The sequence below is a fragment of the Sulfuricurvum sp. RIFOXYD12_FULL_44_77 genome (assembly GCF_001830725.1).
Classification (GTDB): Bacteria; Campylobacterota; Campylobacteria; order Campylobacterales; family Sulfurimonadaceae; genus Sulfuricurvum; species Sulfuricurvum kujiense_A.
On the sequence record NZ_MIBU01000088.1, the window covers coordinates 1 to 14,566 of the forward strand.

A 14,566-nucleotide genomic window follows, 5' to 3' on the forward strand; every position below is an offset into this window, starting at 1 on the left:
ATCGATCCTCTTCTCGACGTTGAAATCATCGAAAATGAACTTATCTTCGCCGATATCGAAGTGTTGACAAACCGTATCGAACGACTCAAAAAACAGGCGAAAAACGATAAAGATTCTGCTGTTATGGCTGAATTTGCCGAAGAGTTAGCGGAATTTTTGGCGGAGGGGAACCTTGCTCGCAACTTTCCGAAAGCGGATAGCGAAATGTATGAAAAACTGATGAGTGAAACTCGACTTCTAAGTGCCAAAGAGATTATGTACGGAGCGAACGTCGATGAAGATAGCTTAACCTCCGACAACGAATTCGTTCAACGTCTCCGCGAACACGCGGCAAAACACGGGTGTGAAGTGATCAAACTGTGTGCAAAAATCGAAGAAGAACTCGTCGGAATGGAAGACGATGAGCGTAACGAATTCCTACGCGATATGGGTGTCGAAGAATCAGGGCTAGAGCAAATCATCCGTAAAGGATTCGATAAACTGGGTCTCATGAGTTATTTCACGGCGGGTGTCAAAGAAGTTCGTGCTTGGACTATCCACAAAAATACCACGGCTCCGAAAGCGGCTGCCGTTATCCACAACGACTTTGAAAAAGGGTTCATCCGCGCTGAAGTGATCGGGTATGAAGATTTTGTTGCCTGCGGCGGTGAAGCAAAATCCAAAGAGGCGGGTAAGATGCGTCTTGAGGGGAAAGAGTATATTGTTGCCGATGGTGATATCATGCACTTCAGATTTAATGTATAATTAGTCACTATCCACTCGTGTAGGAGTTTTTAATGTCTTTGAAGTATGCCGGTCCAAAGCCTCTTATTTCGGCGCATGGGATCACTTTTGATCTTAACAAAGATGATAAATTTATTTATCTCAGTATCGTTGCAGAACTCATTCAAGCATTGAATCACGACTATGTGGGAGGTGAGCGCTACACCCATATGACTGCTAAAAAGCCTATGGACGTAGACAGCATCCTTGAACTCATCCGCCGTAATGATCCGCTTCTCGATCAAGAGATCGAAGATCGGCAAAAAATTGTAGAACATGAGATACAAGAAGAGCTCGAACGTGCGTATAGCAATCGAGTATTGTGTGAAGAAGAGCGCGATGTCCTCGTTAAAAATATCGAACTTTTACGTAGCTATCGCATTAACCGCTCTATTAACAAAACGGTCTACTACAGCGGTATCAGCTCATTAGCTCATATCATCCAAAAAGGGCATATCGACACGATTTTCGCCCCGATGTTTCCTAAATTTACCCACGTATTTCACTCTATCCAAGGCTCATTGGTTAAACTCCACCCGCCAATCGACAGTACAATCGATATTTACGAGGAAAACGGACATCTAAACGTCCGTCTCGATATCCTTTTTAGAAAATAAGCCGCCCGATCGTTTGGGCGAATTTCACATTATGCCCGCTTGACACTCCAAGTTCTACCATATCTTTTTCACACAACATAACGATGGTTGATCCCATACGGAAACATCCGAAATCATCCCCTTTGCTTAGATACAAATCTCTGTAACTGTATAGACTCGGAATCAACGTCGTGTTGGTTCGGATACGCGGTTCAAAACTCACTTCCATCTCTCCCACATTGAGGGCACCGACCAAAATTAAGAAAAACCGTTTTCCCTCTGAGCTAAGGCATTCCAAAACGACCCGTTCATTTTCAATAAACAGATTCACCTGCTTTTTAAGCGAGGGGATGTTGACCGGATAAAGTTTACCGGGAATATGGAGTGCATGAAGTACTTGCATATCAAGCGGAGCATGATAACGATGGTAATCACGCGGTGAGAGATAAAAATTGACAAACGTACCATTATGGATACTTTTTTTGGAATCCGTTGTGATCCCCTCTCCCAACACGTCATCAACACTGTAGCGCATCCCTTTGATCTGCAGTGCCATATCCTCTTCTATGACGCCGCATTCGGTGATGAGAGAGTCACACGGGCTGATCATATCATGTGCATCCGTTGAGTATTTTCGCATGTGGCGAAATTTACGGGTAAAAAGAGCATTAAGACTCGGATACGATTCTGTAGCGTCAAAATCAGACATATCCAGCCCCATAGAGCGTACATAAGTACGATTAATGAGTTTTTGAAAAGTTTTCCCATGCTCTTTGGATGCAAAACGGCCAAAAGATTGAGAGATAGCAGAGGTGATGTGTTGTTTCATGGTTACTCCTGAGTTTCATCCGTTTGAATTTGTCGTTTGGCAATCTCTTCGATCAATACGGTGGCATAGCACCCTTTTGGGAGGGTAAAATGGAGTTCGAACCACGCTTCGTTCTCTTTGTACTCCCCCTCGATCTCTTCAGGGAAAATCCATCCGTAACGGCGTGCACCATCGATCCCCTCGTGAATGGTGTCATACTCTTTTTCGATAGACTCAGCAAAGGAGGTAGCGCGTGTTGCCCGTTTACCGCTTAAAAGACCACTGACGGAAATATCACGTTTGTTAAACCGCTCAATCTCTTCATCGCTCTCATAATGAAAAAGTTTACCATGTGGATAATGCATCATCACATCCCCGTGGATCAGTTTGAACGGATGTTTTTGAGCCTTCATTGAGAGGAGTTCCTCTTTAGGGAGCGGCAAAACGGTGCAAAGTTCATCGATTCCAAACCCCTCGACGAGTTTTGAAATTTGAACACGACGGCTCAACCAGTCGTTAAAAAGATAGCTCTGATAGGCATTGACATAAAATTGGGCTAATTTTTTATTCCGTTCCTTGAGACTCCCTGCCAAAATGGCTTGACCTTTTTTATAATTCTCCCCATCGATCCCGAAACGCTGAAATCCGAAATAATTCGGCATCCCCTGTTTTTTGATCATTTTAAGTGCTTCTTGAATTTTCATGGCCGCTGTCGGATTCACCTTTTTAAGACGGATAAAAAAGCGGTTTCCTTTGAGATGACCGATACGTATTTTGTTGTTGTGATAGGTTTTTTCGAGGATTTTAATCCCCTCATGCTCAAAATTCTCTAATACCGCTTCGAATTTTCGCGGTAATGAAATATATTGCTTGGTTTGGGCGTTTTTGTCTTTTAGTCCCGCATAACCGATATCACGTCCTTTGATCCCCAAATGATTGCTGAAGATGTCGATCATCTGCCACGTGGAAAGGTTCTTTTTACGAACATGAAGCACCAAATGCTCTCCCTCACCGCTGAATGGGTAAAGAGGTATCTCATCCACGACGAAGTCACGCGGAGATTGGCGAAAATGAAATTCGATTGTGCTGTGAGGGAGGTAATATTGACGTTCCATGAAACTCCTAAAAATGATGACGCTTACAGCGATTGAGATAGCTTCCGCGCACCGCGCGAGCCACAGGGGTGATGGTTGTTCGATTTCGTGCCGCAATACGACGAATCGTATTCAATCGATGGGGAGGAAATGCTACCAACATCTCATACTCCTCACCGCTACAGCCAACTTTTTTTTCTATTTTTCTCAAAAATCGAACCCCCATACGGTTGGAGCGACACAGTTTTTCGATGTCACTGAAAAGACCGTCCGAAATATCCATGCCGCATCGTAGGTAAGGACGCGACTGCGTCACAAACGATTGGCGCAATTTTGGGGTTGCAAAACGGCTCTGGGTGTGAACACTCCCCCCTGCTAAGAGATAACGGAGCTGTTTTGCCGATTTTCCTATCTCTCCTGTGTAGGCGAAGATATCTCCTCGTTTTAAGCCGCGACGCACTAACGGTGCAGTAGCATGAGAGATAATCGTCACGGAGAGATCAAGCTTGCAATTGCCGATCGTATCCCCTCCGATAATCTCAATATTGTATTCTGCAGCCGCCGCTTGCATCCCGCGCGAGAGCTCATCCATCTGAGACAAACTCATCGACTTCGGCATCGCTACACCCAATAATGCATATTTCGGCACCGCATTCATTGCAATTGCATCCGAAATATTAATAATCATCGCTTTATAGCCGATTTGGTAGAGGCTAAGCCATGTTCTTTTAAAATGGACGTTTTCGAAAAAAAGATCTTTACTGTATACCCACTCACCGAGAATGGCACCGTCGTCTCCGATGTGTGAGCTTGATGAACAAAAAGTGGAGATAAAATAGTTTTCTGCGTTCACGCTTTATATCCATCATAAAATGATGGTATTATAAACAAAATGAGATTACGGTTCCGTTAAAATCGTAAATTTACCTATTTGTGTTAAAATGTTATCTAACAAATTATACTAACGTTTCAAAACGATATTTTTATGAAAGGAAAATAGGATGTTACTCTCCATACGAAAAGTTTTTAAAAATCTAAAACTTGCTTTATTAATTCTGGGTGCGGGCGTTACTTTTTTAACCCTTCAACTCTTCCATATTTCTACTTACAGCGAACGTTTGAGCGCACTTAAAAATCAGCATATCTTATTAGAAAAAATCATTCATGCCGACATCAGTGATCCTCAAATGAGCACTATAGTGATAAACGGTGCCCTTGCAGAAATGGCGCTCTCCGTTAAACTCTCAGGGGAAGATGCACTTTTAGACTCTATTATTACCTCTCAAGAAGAGCACCTTACTCTGTTAGATGCGCTAGAAATTTCTTCTGAAACGTTCCGTAATCATGCGATGGATTGGACAGAATCTCTCAACACCTCTCGCCAAAGTGCCGCGCATACAAAAATGATGAGTGTAAGTACCCCTTATTTGGCCGATATCGATCGCTTAATGGATCACCAAATCCATCTTATCAATGACGCCATCTCTACCGCAAAACTGATCGCCGTTCTCCTCTTTTTTATCGGTCTAGGGGTATTTTTCCGTTATCGTTTCCTACTTGATCAAATTTACCGCGATATTGATAAAGCGTGTGCGGTAGATACGGACGGCTCACAAAAAAAAGTGTTGACACAAGAGATCGATTTTATTATTAAACGGCTATTGCGCAGATGTTCACAGCCCGCTGTGAGCCCGAACTTGCTCCACCCACTCAGCGGTATGAACAATCAAAAAGGTCTCATAACTGTTTTTAATGCCAAAAAATCGAGTCGAGGCAGTAATAATATTTTTGTAGCACTGTTTGAAATTGATCAATACACCTCTCTTGTCAATACCCTCTCCAAAGATGATATGACAAATCTTTTCAAAAAACTCGGTGATATGATCGCTATGTATGAACAACCTCTCGATGTCCTTGCGCACATGGACGATGACCGTATCATTTTTGTTATGTCACGAAATAACAAACAAATGGCATTAGATGATTGTGAAAAAATCATCCACTCCGTAGAAGCTTCCGGTTTTAGCACGGCAAAAGGGGTGGTCAAAATAACGTTAAGTGCCGGTTTCCTCCTTAAAATTCCGGTAAAATCAGTGGAAGAAGCGGCAGCTGATGCCCTTAAACTGATTCAAAAAGCAAAAGAAAACGGCGGAAACCGTGTTGCACAGCTCAGAGATCGTGACGACTCTTACCATTAATTTATCCCACTAATGTAACTTTTCCACTCATTTAGGGTGGTAAGTTTTTCCATTTTGTTACTATTTTGGACAAGATTTACTACTTTCATTCCTAACACCGCTCTATAACCCTTTTTAATCTTGCCCAAGGAGCGGCGCGCTATAATCATCCACAGATTTTATCAACAAGGAAGGCGTATGAGTATTCCCATTTATACTTATGATGCGGTTATTGTCGGAGCAGGACTAGCCGGATGTGCGGCAGCTCGCGAGTTGCAAAAAGCCGGCAAAAAAGTTGCCGTTGTCACAAAACTTCACCCGTTGCGTAGTCACTCCGGTGCTGCACAGGGGGGAATTAACGCTGCATTTAGTGATGCAGACAGCGTTGAACTCCACGAGTTCGATACCGTTAAGGGGTCAGACTATCTTGCAGACCAAGATGTTGTCCAGTTTATGTGTGAAAAAGCACCGGAAACGATCCGTTGGGTTGAACGTATGGGTGCAGCATTTAGCCGTAACGAAGACGGTACGATTGCTCAACGCCCTTTCGGCGGACAATCTTCACCGCGCGCCTGCTTTGCAAAAGACCGTACAGGTCTTACCCTTCTACAAACTATTTATGAGCAAGCCTTCCGTGAAGGTGTCGAGTTTTGGGATGAGTGGTATGTTGCCGACTTGTTATATAACGAAGGTAAAGTATATGGAGTAAGCGCGTATAACATCCGTAACTCTGAAAAAGCAATTTTCAATGCAAAAGCGGTTATGTTTGCTACCGGCGGATACGCACGCGCATTTAAGATCAACTCCAATGCTCACGCCAATACCGGTGATGGACTCTCTCTCGTAGCCCGTCACGGTCTTCCTCTCGAAGATATGGAATTCGTTCAATTTCATCCGTCAGGACTTTCCGGTAACGGTGTTCTCATCTCTGAAGCGGCTCGCGGTGAGGGTGGGAAACTTCTCAACTCACTGGGCGAGCGTTTTATGGAAAAATACGCGCCGAACGCTATGGAACTCGCATCACGTGACGTTGTAGCCCGCGCGATCATCCAAGAGATTCGTGAAGGACGCGGTGTCGGCCCTCGCAAAGATGCCGTTTATATCGACCTCGTCCATTTAGGCAAAGAGAAAATCATGGAACGCCTACCGGAGCTTCGTGACCTTGCGATCACGTTCCTTGGACTTGATATGATTAAAGAGCCGATTTTGATCTCCGCAACAGCCCACTACTCTATGGGCGGTATTCCGATGGACAAACACGGACATGTCCGCAAAAATAATACAGATTTTGTTGAAGGTTTCTACGCAGCGGGTGAGTGTTCATGTTCATCCGTCCACGGAGCGAACCGTTTGGGAGCCAATTCCGTTCTTGAAGCCTTGTTATTTGGCCGCTTTGTCGGTAAAACAATGGTGAATGAAATCGATACCCTTTCGTTGCACCCTGCAAGTGAGGCCGATGCGGAACGTATGATCGCTGAGATGGAATGGGTTCTTACCAACAACGGTCAAGAATCGGTTAGCGTCTTGCGTGAAGAACTCCAACAATCTATGACAGATAATGCGGGAGTTTTCCGAACAGCAGAAACACTCGTAGCACAAATGGGGATCTTAAAAGATTTACGTAACCGTTATAAAAACATCCGTATCGCCGACAAATCAAAAATTTTCAATACCGAACTTCAAGAAGCGATCGAGTTCGGTCATATGCTTGATTACTCACTCTTTATCGTTGCCAGTGCACTGGATCGCAAGGAGAGCCGTGGAGCACACTTCCGTGAAGACTTCCCGACACGTGATGATGAAAAATTCTTGAAACACACCATGGCCTACATGGATGAAAACGGTGAAGTCAAGCTTGATTACATGGATGTAACCCTCGGTCGCCATGAACTCAAAGCACGATCATATTAAGGGAGAGCGTATGGAGTCGATAAAATCGCAACAAGTAACATTTAAAGTTTTCCGTTTCAACGAAGAGACCGATTATCTTCCTTACTATAATACCTATGTTTTGGATGTCACTCACGAAGAGGTTGTCCTTGATATCCTTAACCGAATCAAATGGGACCACGACGGAAGCCTATCCTACCGCCGCAGCTGCCGCCACGGTATTTGTGGAGTTTGCTCGATCAAAGTCAACGGTAAAGGGATCTTGGCGTGTAAATCACGATTGTTTGATCTGGTGGAGGTATTCGGTAATGAAATCACCATCGAACCTCTTAGCACTAAACGTGTTGTAAAAGACCTTATTATCGATAAAAAAGATTTTTGGGATAAACATGCGGCTATCAAACCGTATTTGGTCAGTGAAATTGAAGAGCATCCTGCGCAAGAGCACCTTGTCAGCCCACACGATGCTGAAAAACTGCTCGAAGCCGATTACTGCATCCAATGCGGTGCGTGTCATTACTCATGCCCAGCGCTGGCTATTAATGAAGAGTTTATCGGCCCTGCGGCATTCGCTGCGGCATACCGCTTCTCTGCCGATGTCCGTGATGAAGCATCCCTAGAGCGCTTAACCGTGGTCAACGAAGAGGCTCAAGGTGTTTGGGATTGTGTCAAATGTATGGAGTGTGCGGAAGTTTGTCCGAAAGAGGTCAATCCGATCGAAAAAATCACCAAACTGCATAACATGGTATTTGAAGCGGGTATCGCGAAAAACAATGTCGCAACGCGTCATGCCGTCGGTTTTGCCCACTCGATTGAAAAACACGGTCTACTCGATGAAGGTGAACTTGTACGGTATTCAGAGGGGAATATCGGTGTTCTGAAACACGTTCCGGTTGCTCTGAAAATGTTCGCCAAAGGTAAGATTGTATTGCCATGGAATATGCCAAAAGCCGATAAATTAGATGAGATCAAAAAACTAGTCAAATCTTCATCAACAGTAAAGTTTTAGGGAGTACTCAATGGAAAAATTAAAATACGCACTTTTTACCGGTTGTACCGCAAAAGAGAGTACACCGGAACAGATGATGTCGACACTTGCTGTGGCAAATAAACTGGGAATAGAGCTTGTAGAGTTGACTGAAGCCTCATGTTGCGGTGCTTCACACCTGCAAGATTATGATGACTTTCTCTCACTAGTACTCAATGCACGTAATATCGCTTATGCTGAAAAGCATGGACTAACCATGGTTACTATCTGTAATACATGTCAGCTCAATACGGCGATGACCAAACACCGCCTTGATCACAATGCAGAACTAAAAGCAAAAGTGAACGCAAAACTCTCCGAAGTGGGGTTGGAGTACAAAGGGACATCCCAAATCACTCACTTCCTTTACGCTATCATCGATGATTTCGGTCTCGATAAGATTAAAGAGATGGTCGTAAAACCTTTAAGCCAATTTAATATTGCTCCGTTTTACGGCTGCCACAATATTCGCCCTTCTGAGCTTCAAAATGAGACCCATAAAGGTCACGAGAATCCGTACAAACCGACGTCACTTGATGATCTTATCATCGCTTGCGGCGGGGTAAATGTAGATTATGAAGAGAAAAACAAATGCTGCGGTTTCCATGCAGAACTTCAAGCACCTCGTACCGCAGCCATTTTAACCGGTAATGCAGTCGCAGGTGCGATGGATGCAAATGCGGACTGGATGGTAACACCATGTCCACTTTGTCACCTTAAACTCGATACTCAAACCCATCATGCTTCCATTGCGATCGGTCGTGACGTTTCACTTCCGGTTCTTCATATGCAACAAATGATAGGTTTAGCTCTTGGTTGTAGTGCCGATGAGTTAGGTCTCAAACACCACGTTACTAAAGTCGATTTCGTTTAATTCCTCCTCCCCTTTTTGGGGATAAATTTACTCTTTTTTAACAAAAATAATTTTTTTTAATATCTGAAATCAAAAACAGTGCTATACTTTTACAAAGACCTCTTTGGCCTGAGGGGAAGTATGCATAGTTTCAATCTCACAAAACAGTTGTTTTGGATCATCACTTCTTTCATTGTGGGTGCGGCACTCATTATCTCCTTGTATTTGTATCAGCAAATCCAAGAACTGATCCAAGATCGTGCACTCAGCCGATCCAAAACACTCCAAACTTATTTTATCTCAATGCGCTACGTTTACCACCACCGTTTTTTACAAAGCGGTCTCGATCTAAATGATTCGACCGTAGGTTTTTTGCCCGCACATGCCTCTGTTGCGATCAGTGACGAGTTTGCCAAACGAAGTTCAGACGGTATCACAATCCGTAACGTTACCGACCGTCCCCGGAATCCCTCCAACAAAGCAGACCGATTCGAGATCGCCGCTATGCACTTTTTTGAAAAATATCCGAACCGCAAAGAGAATCTCACCCTCATCAACCAAAACGGTCAAAAGTATTTCTTTTTCAGTGCACCTCTCAAAATTGAACCTTACTGTATCCAATGTCACGGAAAAAAAGAGGAGGTACTGCCGTTTATTGCCAAACGATACGACAAAGCATACGGATATAATGTAGGGGATATACGAGGAGTCACCAGCATAAAAATACCGCATAAAGTGATTGCCGATGAAATGATAGCCATGTTTTGGAAAGAGATGTTGCTTGCATGGTCACTGATGATCTCTTTACTCGCTGTAATCTATTACACAATTCGCCAAATCACACACAAAGATGTCGAAGCAAAAAGATGGCTGGAATCCGAAGTTCAAATACGGACCGAAGAACTCAAAAAAACTACCAAAAATCTCGAAGATTCCAATCTCTATCAACAACATCTTTATTCCATCCTACGCACAGTGGCAGACAGCAATCAAATTCTTATAACGGCACAGTCATTAGAAGAACTAATCGATAAAACCGCTTTGTGTTTAGTCGAAAACAAAACTTTTTTAAGTGTAAAAATTTCTCTGCTTGAAAATGAGATACTCACCGTAAAAGCTTCGTACGGGGTCGATAATGAACATACTATTTTGCCCATTGAGCACATTGCCCTTGAACGTAATACGTCCATCATCTTAACCGATTTCAGTGCCGACATTTCCGAAGAGTGCCGCCAAAAAGTCAAAAAATACGGTATCACTGCTGTTTATGCCGCAGTATTACGCAAAGATACATTTGCCACAGAAGCATTTGGGGTTATGATGATTTGTACTGCTCAAGAAAATGGGTTTACAGCCGAAGAGACAGCCATGATTGATGAGCTCTCCGGTGATTTAGGATTTGCAATTAACTCATTTTACCAAAAAGATAATATTATAAAACTCTCTTTTTATGATCCCCTAACAGAGCTTCCGAATCGACGTTTGTTGATGGAACGATTAAGCCAAGCGATGCTCAGCAGTGCACGTACCCTGCAATATGGAGGACTCTTATTTATCGATTTGGATAATTTCAAAGTCATTAATGATCTCAAAGGGCATATTACCGGTGATGAAGTTCTTAGAGAAACGGGAAAAAGATTGCTTAGTATCTTACGACAAACCGATATCGTCGCCCGTTTCGGAGGAGATGAATTTGTCATTCTAATCGAGAATATCGGATCAACACAGCAAGATGCGGCTTCTGCGATCCAAACTACCTCCAATAAAATTCTTGAAGTGGCAAAAGATCCGTTTGTCATTGATCAAAACCCTTTTTATCTAAGCGCCAGTATCGGTATTGTCTTGTTTAAGGGTAATGATTCTACTGCAGATCAACTCTTCTCCTATGCGGACAGTGCGATGTATGCCGCTAAAAAGAGTGTACGAAATACCACCCGTTTTTATGATTCAACCCTCCAAGAGACAATAACCGAACAAGCGCACCTCATACATGATCTAAGATCGGCACTATCGCTTGATCAACTTTTTGTCGTTTATCAGGAACAAGTCGATATTCAAGGTGTAACCGAAGGCGTTGAAGCACTTATGCGGTGGGAACATCCCTCTCGTGGACTTATCGCCCCCTCTACCTTTATCCCTTTGGCTGAAAGTTCAGGGATGATTATCACGTTGGGAGATTGGATTTTTAATGAAGTCACCAAACAAATAGAGGAATGGAATAGCCACCCCGTTAAATGTAACTGGCGCATTTCGGTCAATGTAAGTCCAAAACAGTTTGAAGACGACGATTATGTATCTAAACTCCAAAAACAAATCGCTATCACCCCTATTGATCCCTCAAAAATACGTCTTGAACTCACAGAAGGATTGTTGATTCAGGATACCCAAAAGACCATGGAAAAAATCAACGCTTTAAAAGCCATCGGATTCACCCTCTCTATCGATGATTTCGGTACAGGATATTCCAGCCTCTCCTATCTCAAAAACCTCGCAATTGATGAACTAAAGATTGATCAATCCTTTGTCAGAGCGTTGCCCGATAGTCTCTCTGATAAAATAATTATCCAAACTATTATTACCATCGGAAAGACATTTGGGCTTGTTGTTATTGCCGAAGGGGTCGAAACAGTTGAGCAATTTGAGCTATTAAAAGAGATGGAATGCAACGCATTTCAAGGGTTTCTTTTCAGCCGTCCGCAGAGAATTGAATATTATAAGAATTAATATTCATTTAATCATTATTAACTTATAGTATTAGTAATATCATTCAAGGAGTTTTCATGGGTAAAAGATTTTTAATCGGTGCCATTGCGGCTATAGCATTGAGCGGTACACTCTGTGCAAATGAATATGATCTCAAAGATAATATGTATAAGCTCAACAACTACATGATGATTATGCAGGCGGGGTTTATCGAAGGGGATAAACAAAAAGCGCTCAAAGCCGCCGAAGCTCTAGGGGTAGAGAGTCAAAAACTCTTAGGTAATGAAGCGATGATGAGTAAAATGCTCCCGAAAGATAAAGCACATAAAGCCCGAATCGCAAGCACATCGGCTCACTTGATTACCGACAACGTAGATATTATCAAATCGAGCATGGATAACGTCCGTCGGGATACGGCACAAAACGCGTATCTGGATATTCAACGCGCCTGTATGCGCTGCCATAACCTCGTTCGCGACTGGTAAAAAGATACGGCTTTCGCCGTATTTTTCTCTCGCATCCTCACCTATTACCCTCTCAAAATGGTAAAATTACATACACTTTTTTCATTCTAAAGGTTCCTCTGTGAAAGCCAAAACTCTTGCCAATATTTTTTATCAGTGGGAAGGGGATATTTTAGTGCTCAATATTTTAGGAACACCCAGCGCCAAGAGAGACGCCATCGGAAAACCGAAAGGGAATCAGCTCAAAGTGAGCGTCACCGCCGCACCCGTAGCAGGGAAAGCAACCGATCACATGGTCCGTTTTTTAGCAAAAGAGTTCGGTATTTCCCCCTCAGATTTCGAGGTGGTGTACGGACGTATGAATATCCACAAACAGCTTCGGATTAAAGCTCCGAAAGAGCTTCCATCCTCGATAGATTTCCCCTCATAACTCGCCATTACTGCTTCGGTCGAAACGCTTTTATAACCTCTTCGTTACACTCCAAATACGGTCCCTCTAACAAATCAATACAGTACGGCACGGCAGGAAATACGGCGTCCAAACACTCACGGATCGATTTAGGTTTCCCCGGAAGATTGATAATAAGGCTTTTGCCTCGAATTCCTGCCGTCTGTCGCGATAAAATCGCCGTAGGAACGTATTTAAGGCTCACCTGACGCATCAACTCTCCGAATCCCGGCATCATCTTCTCACACACGTTTTCGGTCGCCTCAGGAGTCACGTCACGCTTTGCAGGACCAGTCCCCCCCGTCGTCACCACGAGACAGCACCCCTCACGGTCACACAACTCCATCATCGTCTCTTCAATCGTATCTTGATTGTCGGGAATACAGCGGTACACAATCTCATGCTCTGATTTGAGATAGTCTCGCATCGTCTCTTGGATCGCTACCCCTGAAATATCTTCGTAAATCCCCGCACTTGCACGGTCTGATGCGGTAATAACCCCTATTTTAATCATAAATTCTCCTGTAAAAAATGGTTTCCTCTTCGGATAGAGATAACGGTGGCATAGGGGAGAAAAAACTCTCTCGCCCCTGCTACATCGATCACCTGATCATCCAGCCCCAGATAGACCTCGATCCGTATCCCCTTGGCACGGATAGCCTCTAGCAGTTCAGGTTTCCACTCATAATAGAGAAGCTCTTGCAACGATTCGGCATCATTACTTCCAAGAGAAATAGGGGCGACGGGCGAAGGGGCAAAACAGCTCGTTAAAAAGTTTTCCAGATACCGTTCGGCGTCTTTGATGTATCCCCCCATCTGAAGACGGCGAAACGACTCTTTTTTCGTTTGAAAAAAAGCGGGGGAAAAGAGCTGGAGGGTGTCGATACGTTCATGGGCATCAACCGCGTAGTGAGCCGCTTTGATCGCACCGTAGCTAAATCCTGCTACCGTATAGTCACTGTGGTTGAGATAGGGATCAAAAAAACACTGATCCTCACTCAGAGCGAAACCGCTATAAAATCTCATTCATCGTTGCTTTGGCAAGGGTTTTGGAGATGTGTTCATACTCATCCAAAATCGCTTCAAATTTACCGAGAATTTTTTCATTCCGCTCCAAGAGGGTAGACATCTCGGTATAAAGGCGATCCATCAATTTTGCTTCGTCCTCATCAGAGGGGAGAACCGTACTTCCCATCCCGTACTCATAGACCATCGCATGAACCAAATCTTTGGCAACCCCCAGATCATGCGACGCGTTGCTGGCGTGTTCGCCGAAACGGAGGTGTGAGGATGCGATCCCCGCCAAATGAACCCGTATATGAACTTCAATCTCATGGCGCAGCTGCGGCTCGGCGGTCGGAGGGGTTATCGCGTCGTTGGTAAGGGTAATCTTCTCATACGGTAGATCAAACCACGTGGCGGCGAATACTTTCCCCGCTTGATAGCGTACTTGATAGCGGCGTTGTTCGTCACTGAGCATCGCGATTTTTTTCTTCCCGAACATCACTTTGTCTTTGACGGCTAAGAAATGCTCCTGCTTCACCTGAATCTCGTTTTGACGCATACAAAGAAGTGCCGCTTCATTAACCAATGCCGCGAGGGAAGCACCGTTAAATCCGACCGTCATTTTGGCAATATCCGCTATCGAGAGATCGTTAGGGATATGGCGAAGGTATTTTTGCAAAATCGCTTCACGTTCACTTGCGGTCGGAAGCTCGACGAAAATACGGCGGTCAAACCGTCC

14 protein-coding genes and 1 pseudogene are annotated in these 14,566 nt (G+C 43.9%); 9 read left to right on the forward strand and 6 right to left on the reverse strand.

The window, feature by feature from the left end; all coding sequences use genetic code 11:
• On the forward strand, positions 1 to 744 hold a 744-nt coding region (locus A2517_RS03930; protein WP_294894355.1), incomplete at its 5' end, for a DUF933 domain-containing protein.
• A gap of 32 nt (positions 745 to 776) precedes the next feature.
• The gene (locus tag A2517_RS03935; RefSeq protein WP_294894357.1) at positions 777 to 1,379 is read left to right on the forward strand and encodes a hypothetical protein; all 603 of its coding nucleotides are present in this window, start codon (positions 777 to 779) and stop codon (positions 1,377 to 1,379) included.
• On the opposite strand, the gene A2517_RS03940 is transcribed toward A2517_RS03935, so the two are convergent.
• Genes A2517_RS03940 through A2517_RS03950 form a run of 3 tightly spaced genes read right to left on the reverse strand, consistent with a single transcriptional unit; the run spans position 1,369 to position 4,113 of the window.
• On the reverse strand, positions 1,369 to 2,187 hold the full coding sequence (locus A2517_RS03940) for a phosphatidylserine decarboxylase (protein WP_294894360.1): 819 nt from the start codon (positions 2,185 to 2,187) through the stop codon (positions 1,369 to 1,371). The two genes, A2517_RS03935 and A2517_RS03940, sit on opposite strands and share 11 nt — an antisense overlap.
• 2 nt (positions 2,188 to 2,189) lie before the next feature.
• Positions 2,190 to 3,281 (reverse strand): tRNA pseudouridine(13) synthase TruD, encoded by a 1,092-nt coding sequence (truD, locus tag A2517_RS03945; protein WP_294894362.1) that lies wholly within the window; start codon positions 3,279 to 3,281, stop codon positions 2,190 to 2,192.
• A 7-nt stretch (positions 3,282 to 3,288) separates the two neighbouring features.
• The gene (locus A2517_RS03950; RefSeq protein WP_294894364.1) at positions 3,289 to 4,113 is read right to left on the reverse strand and encodes a thiamine-phosphate kinase; all 825 of its coding nucleotides are present in this window, start codon (positions 4,111 to 4,113) and stop codon (positions 3,289 to 3,291) included.
• A 148-nt stretch (positions 4,114 to 4,261) separates the two neighbouring features.
• Between A2517_RS03950 and A2517_RS03955 the strand changes: the two genes are divergently transcribed.
• The 7 genes from A2517_RS03955 (at position 4,262) to A2517_RS03985 (ending at position 12,804) form a co-directional block, all read left to right on the forward strand.
• On the forward strand, positions 4,262 to 5,458 hold the full coding sequence (locus A2517_RS03955; protein WP_294894366.1) for a diguanylate cyclase: 1,197 nt from the start codon (positions 4,262 to 4,264) through the stop codon (positions 5,456 to 5,458).
• 177 nt (positions 5,459 to 5,635) lie between these two features.
• Positions 5,636 to 7,348 (forward strand): succinate dehydrogenase flavoprotein subunit, encoded by a 1,713-nt coding sequence (gene sdhA / locus A2517_RS03960; protein WP_294894368.1) that lies wholly within the window; start codon positions 5,636 to 5,638, stop codon positions 7,346 to 7,348.
• Between the two features lie 10 nt (positions 7,349 to 7,358).
• Positions 7,359 to 8,336 carry a succinate dehydrogenase/fumarate reductase iron-sulfur subunit gene (locus tag A2517_RS03965; protein WP_294894371.1) on the forward strand — a complete coding sequence of 326 codons (978 nt, stop codon included), beginning with the start codon at positions 7,359 to 7,361 and terminating at the stop codon, positions 8,334 to 8,336.
• A gap of 10 nt (positions 8,337 to 8,346) precedes the next feature.
• The gene (locus tag A2517_RS03970; RefSeq protein WP_294894373.1) at positions 8,347 to 9,228 is read left to right on the forward strand and encodes a CoB--CoM heterodisulfide reductase iron-sulfur subunit B family protein; all 882 of its coding nucleotides are present in this window, start codon (positions 8,347 to 8,349) and stop codon (positions 9,226 to 9,228) included.
• A 120-nt stretch (positions 9,229 to 9,348) separates the two neighbouring features.
• The gene (locus A2517_RS03975; RefSeq protein WP_294894375.1) at positions 9,349 to 11,931 is read left to right on the forward strand and encodes an EAL domain-containing protein; all 2,583 of its coding nucleotides are present in this window, start codon (positions 9,349 to 9,351) and stop codon (positions 11,929 to 11,931) included.
• Positions 11,932 to 11,987: 56 nt separating this feature from the next.
• On the forward strand, positions 11,988 to 12,395 hold the full coding sequence (locus tag A2517_RS03980) for a hypothetical protein (RefSeq protein WP_294894377.1): 408 nt from the start codon (positions 11,988 to 11,990) through the stop codon (positions 12,393 to 12,395).
• Between the two features lie 100 nt (positions 12,396 to 12,495).
• On the forward strand, positions 12,496 to 12,804 hold the full coding sequence (locus A2517_RS03985; RefSeq protein WP_294894379.1) for a DUF167 family protein: 309 nt from the start codon (positions 12,496 to 12,498) through the stop codon (positions 12,802 to 12,804).
• Positions 12,805 to 12,811: 7 nt separating this feature from the next.
• Here A2517_RS03985 and mog read toward each other — a convergent pair whose 3' ends face one another.
• The 3 genes and pseudogenes from mog to A2517_RS04000 all read right to left on the reverse strand — a co-directional run.
• On the reverse strand, positions 12,812 to 13,336 hold the full coding sequence (mog, locus tag A2517_RS03990) for a molybdopterin adenylyltransferase (RefSeq protein ID WP_294894381.1): 525 nt from the start codon (positions 13,334 to 13,336) through the stop codon (positions 12,812 to 12,814).
• On the reverse strand, positions 13,333 to 13,848 hold the full coding sequence (bioV, locus tag A2517_RS03995; RefSeq protein WP_294894383.1) for a pimelyl-ACP methyl ester esterase BioV: 516 nt from the start codon (positions 13,846 to 13,848) through the stop codon (positions 13,333 to 13,335). The genes mog and bioV overlap by 4 nt, the downstream gene beginning before the upstream one ends.
• Positions 13,835 to 14,566 (reverse strand): annotated as a pseudogene (locus A2517_RS04000) (ATP-dependent metallopeptidase FtsH/Yme1/Tma family protein); the annotation flags it as partial. The pseudogene A2517_RS04000 and the gene bioV, both read right to left, overlap by 14 nt.

Bases quoted from the DNA above. Each gene is read 5' to 3' on its own strand.
- A2517_RS03955 (WP_294894366.1), top strand. From the start codon at position 4,262: ATGTTACTCTCCATACGAAAAGTTTTTAAAAATCTAAAACTTGCTTTA.
- A2517_RS03970 (WP_294894373.1), top strand. From the start codon at position 8,347: ATGGAAAAATTAAAATACGCACTTTTTACCGGTTGTACCGCAAAAGAG.
- sdhA (WP_294894368.1), top strand. From the start codon at position 5,636: ATGAGTATTCCCATTTATACTTATGATGCGGTTATTGTCGGAGCAGGA.
- truD (WP_294894362.1), bottom strand. From the start codon at position 3,281: ATGGAACGTCAATATTACCTCCCTCACAGCACAATCGAATTTCATTTT.
- A2517_RS03980 (WP_294894377.1), top strand. From the start codon at position 11,988: ATGGGTAAAAGATTTTTAATCGGTGCCATTGCGGCTATAGCATTGAGC.
- A2517_RS03935 (WP_294894357.1), top strand. From the start codon at position 777: ATGTCTTTGAAGTATGCCGGTCCAAAGCCTCTTATTTCGGCGCATGGG.
- mog (WP_294894381.1), bottom strand. From the start codon at position 13,336: ATGATTAAAATAGGGGTTATTACCGCATCAGACCGTGCAAGTGCGGGG.
- A2517_RS03975 (WP_294894375.1), top strand. From the start codon at position 9,349: ATGCATAGTTTCAATCTCACAAAACAGTTGTTTTGGATCATCACTTCT.
- A2517_RS03965 (WP_294894371.1), top strand. From the start codon at position 7,359: ATGGAGTCGATAAAATCGCAACAAGTAACATTTAAAGTTTTCCGTTTC.
- bioV (WP_294894383.1), bottom strand. From the start codon at position 13,848: ATGAGATTTTATAGCGGTTTCGCTCTGAGTGAGGATCAGTGTTTTTTT.
- A2517_RS03940 (WP_294894360.1), bottom strand. From the start codon at position 2,187: ATGAAACAACACATCACCTCTGCTATCTCTCAATCTTTTGGCCGTTTT.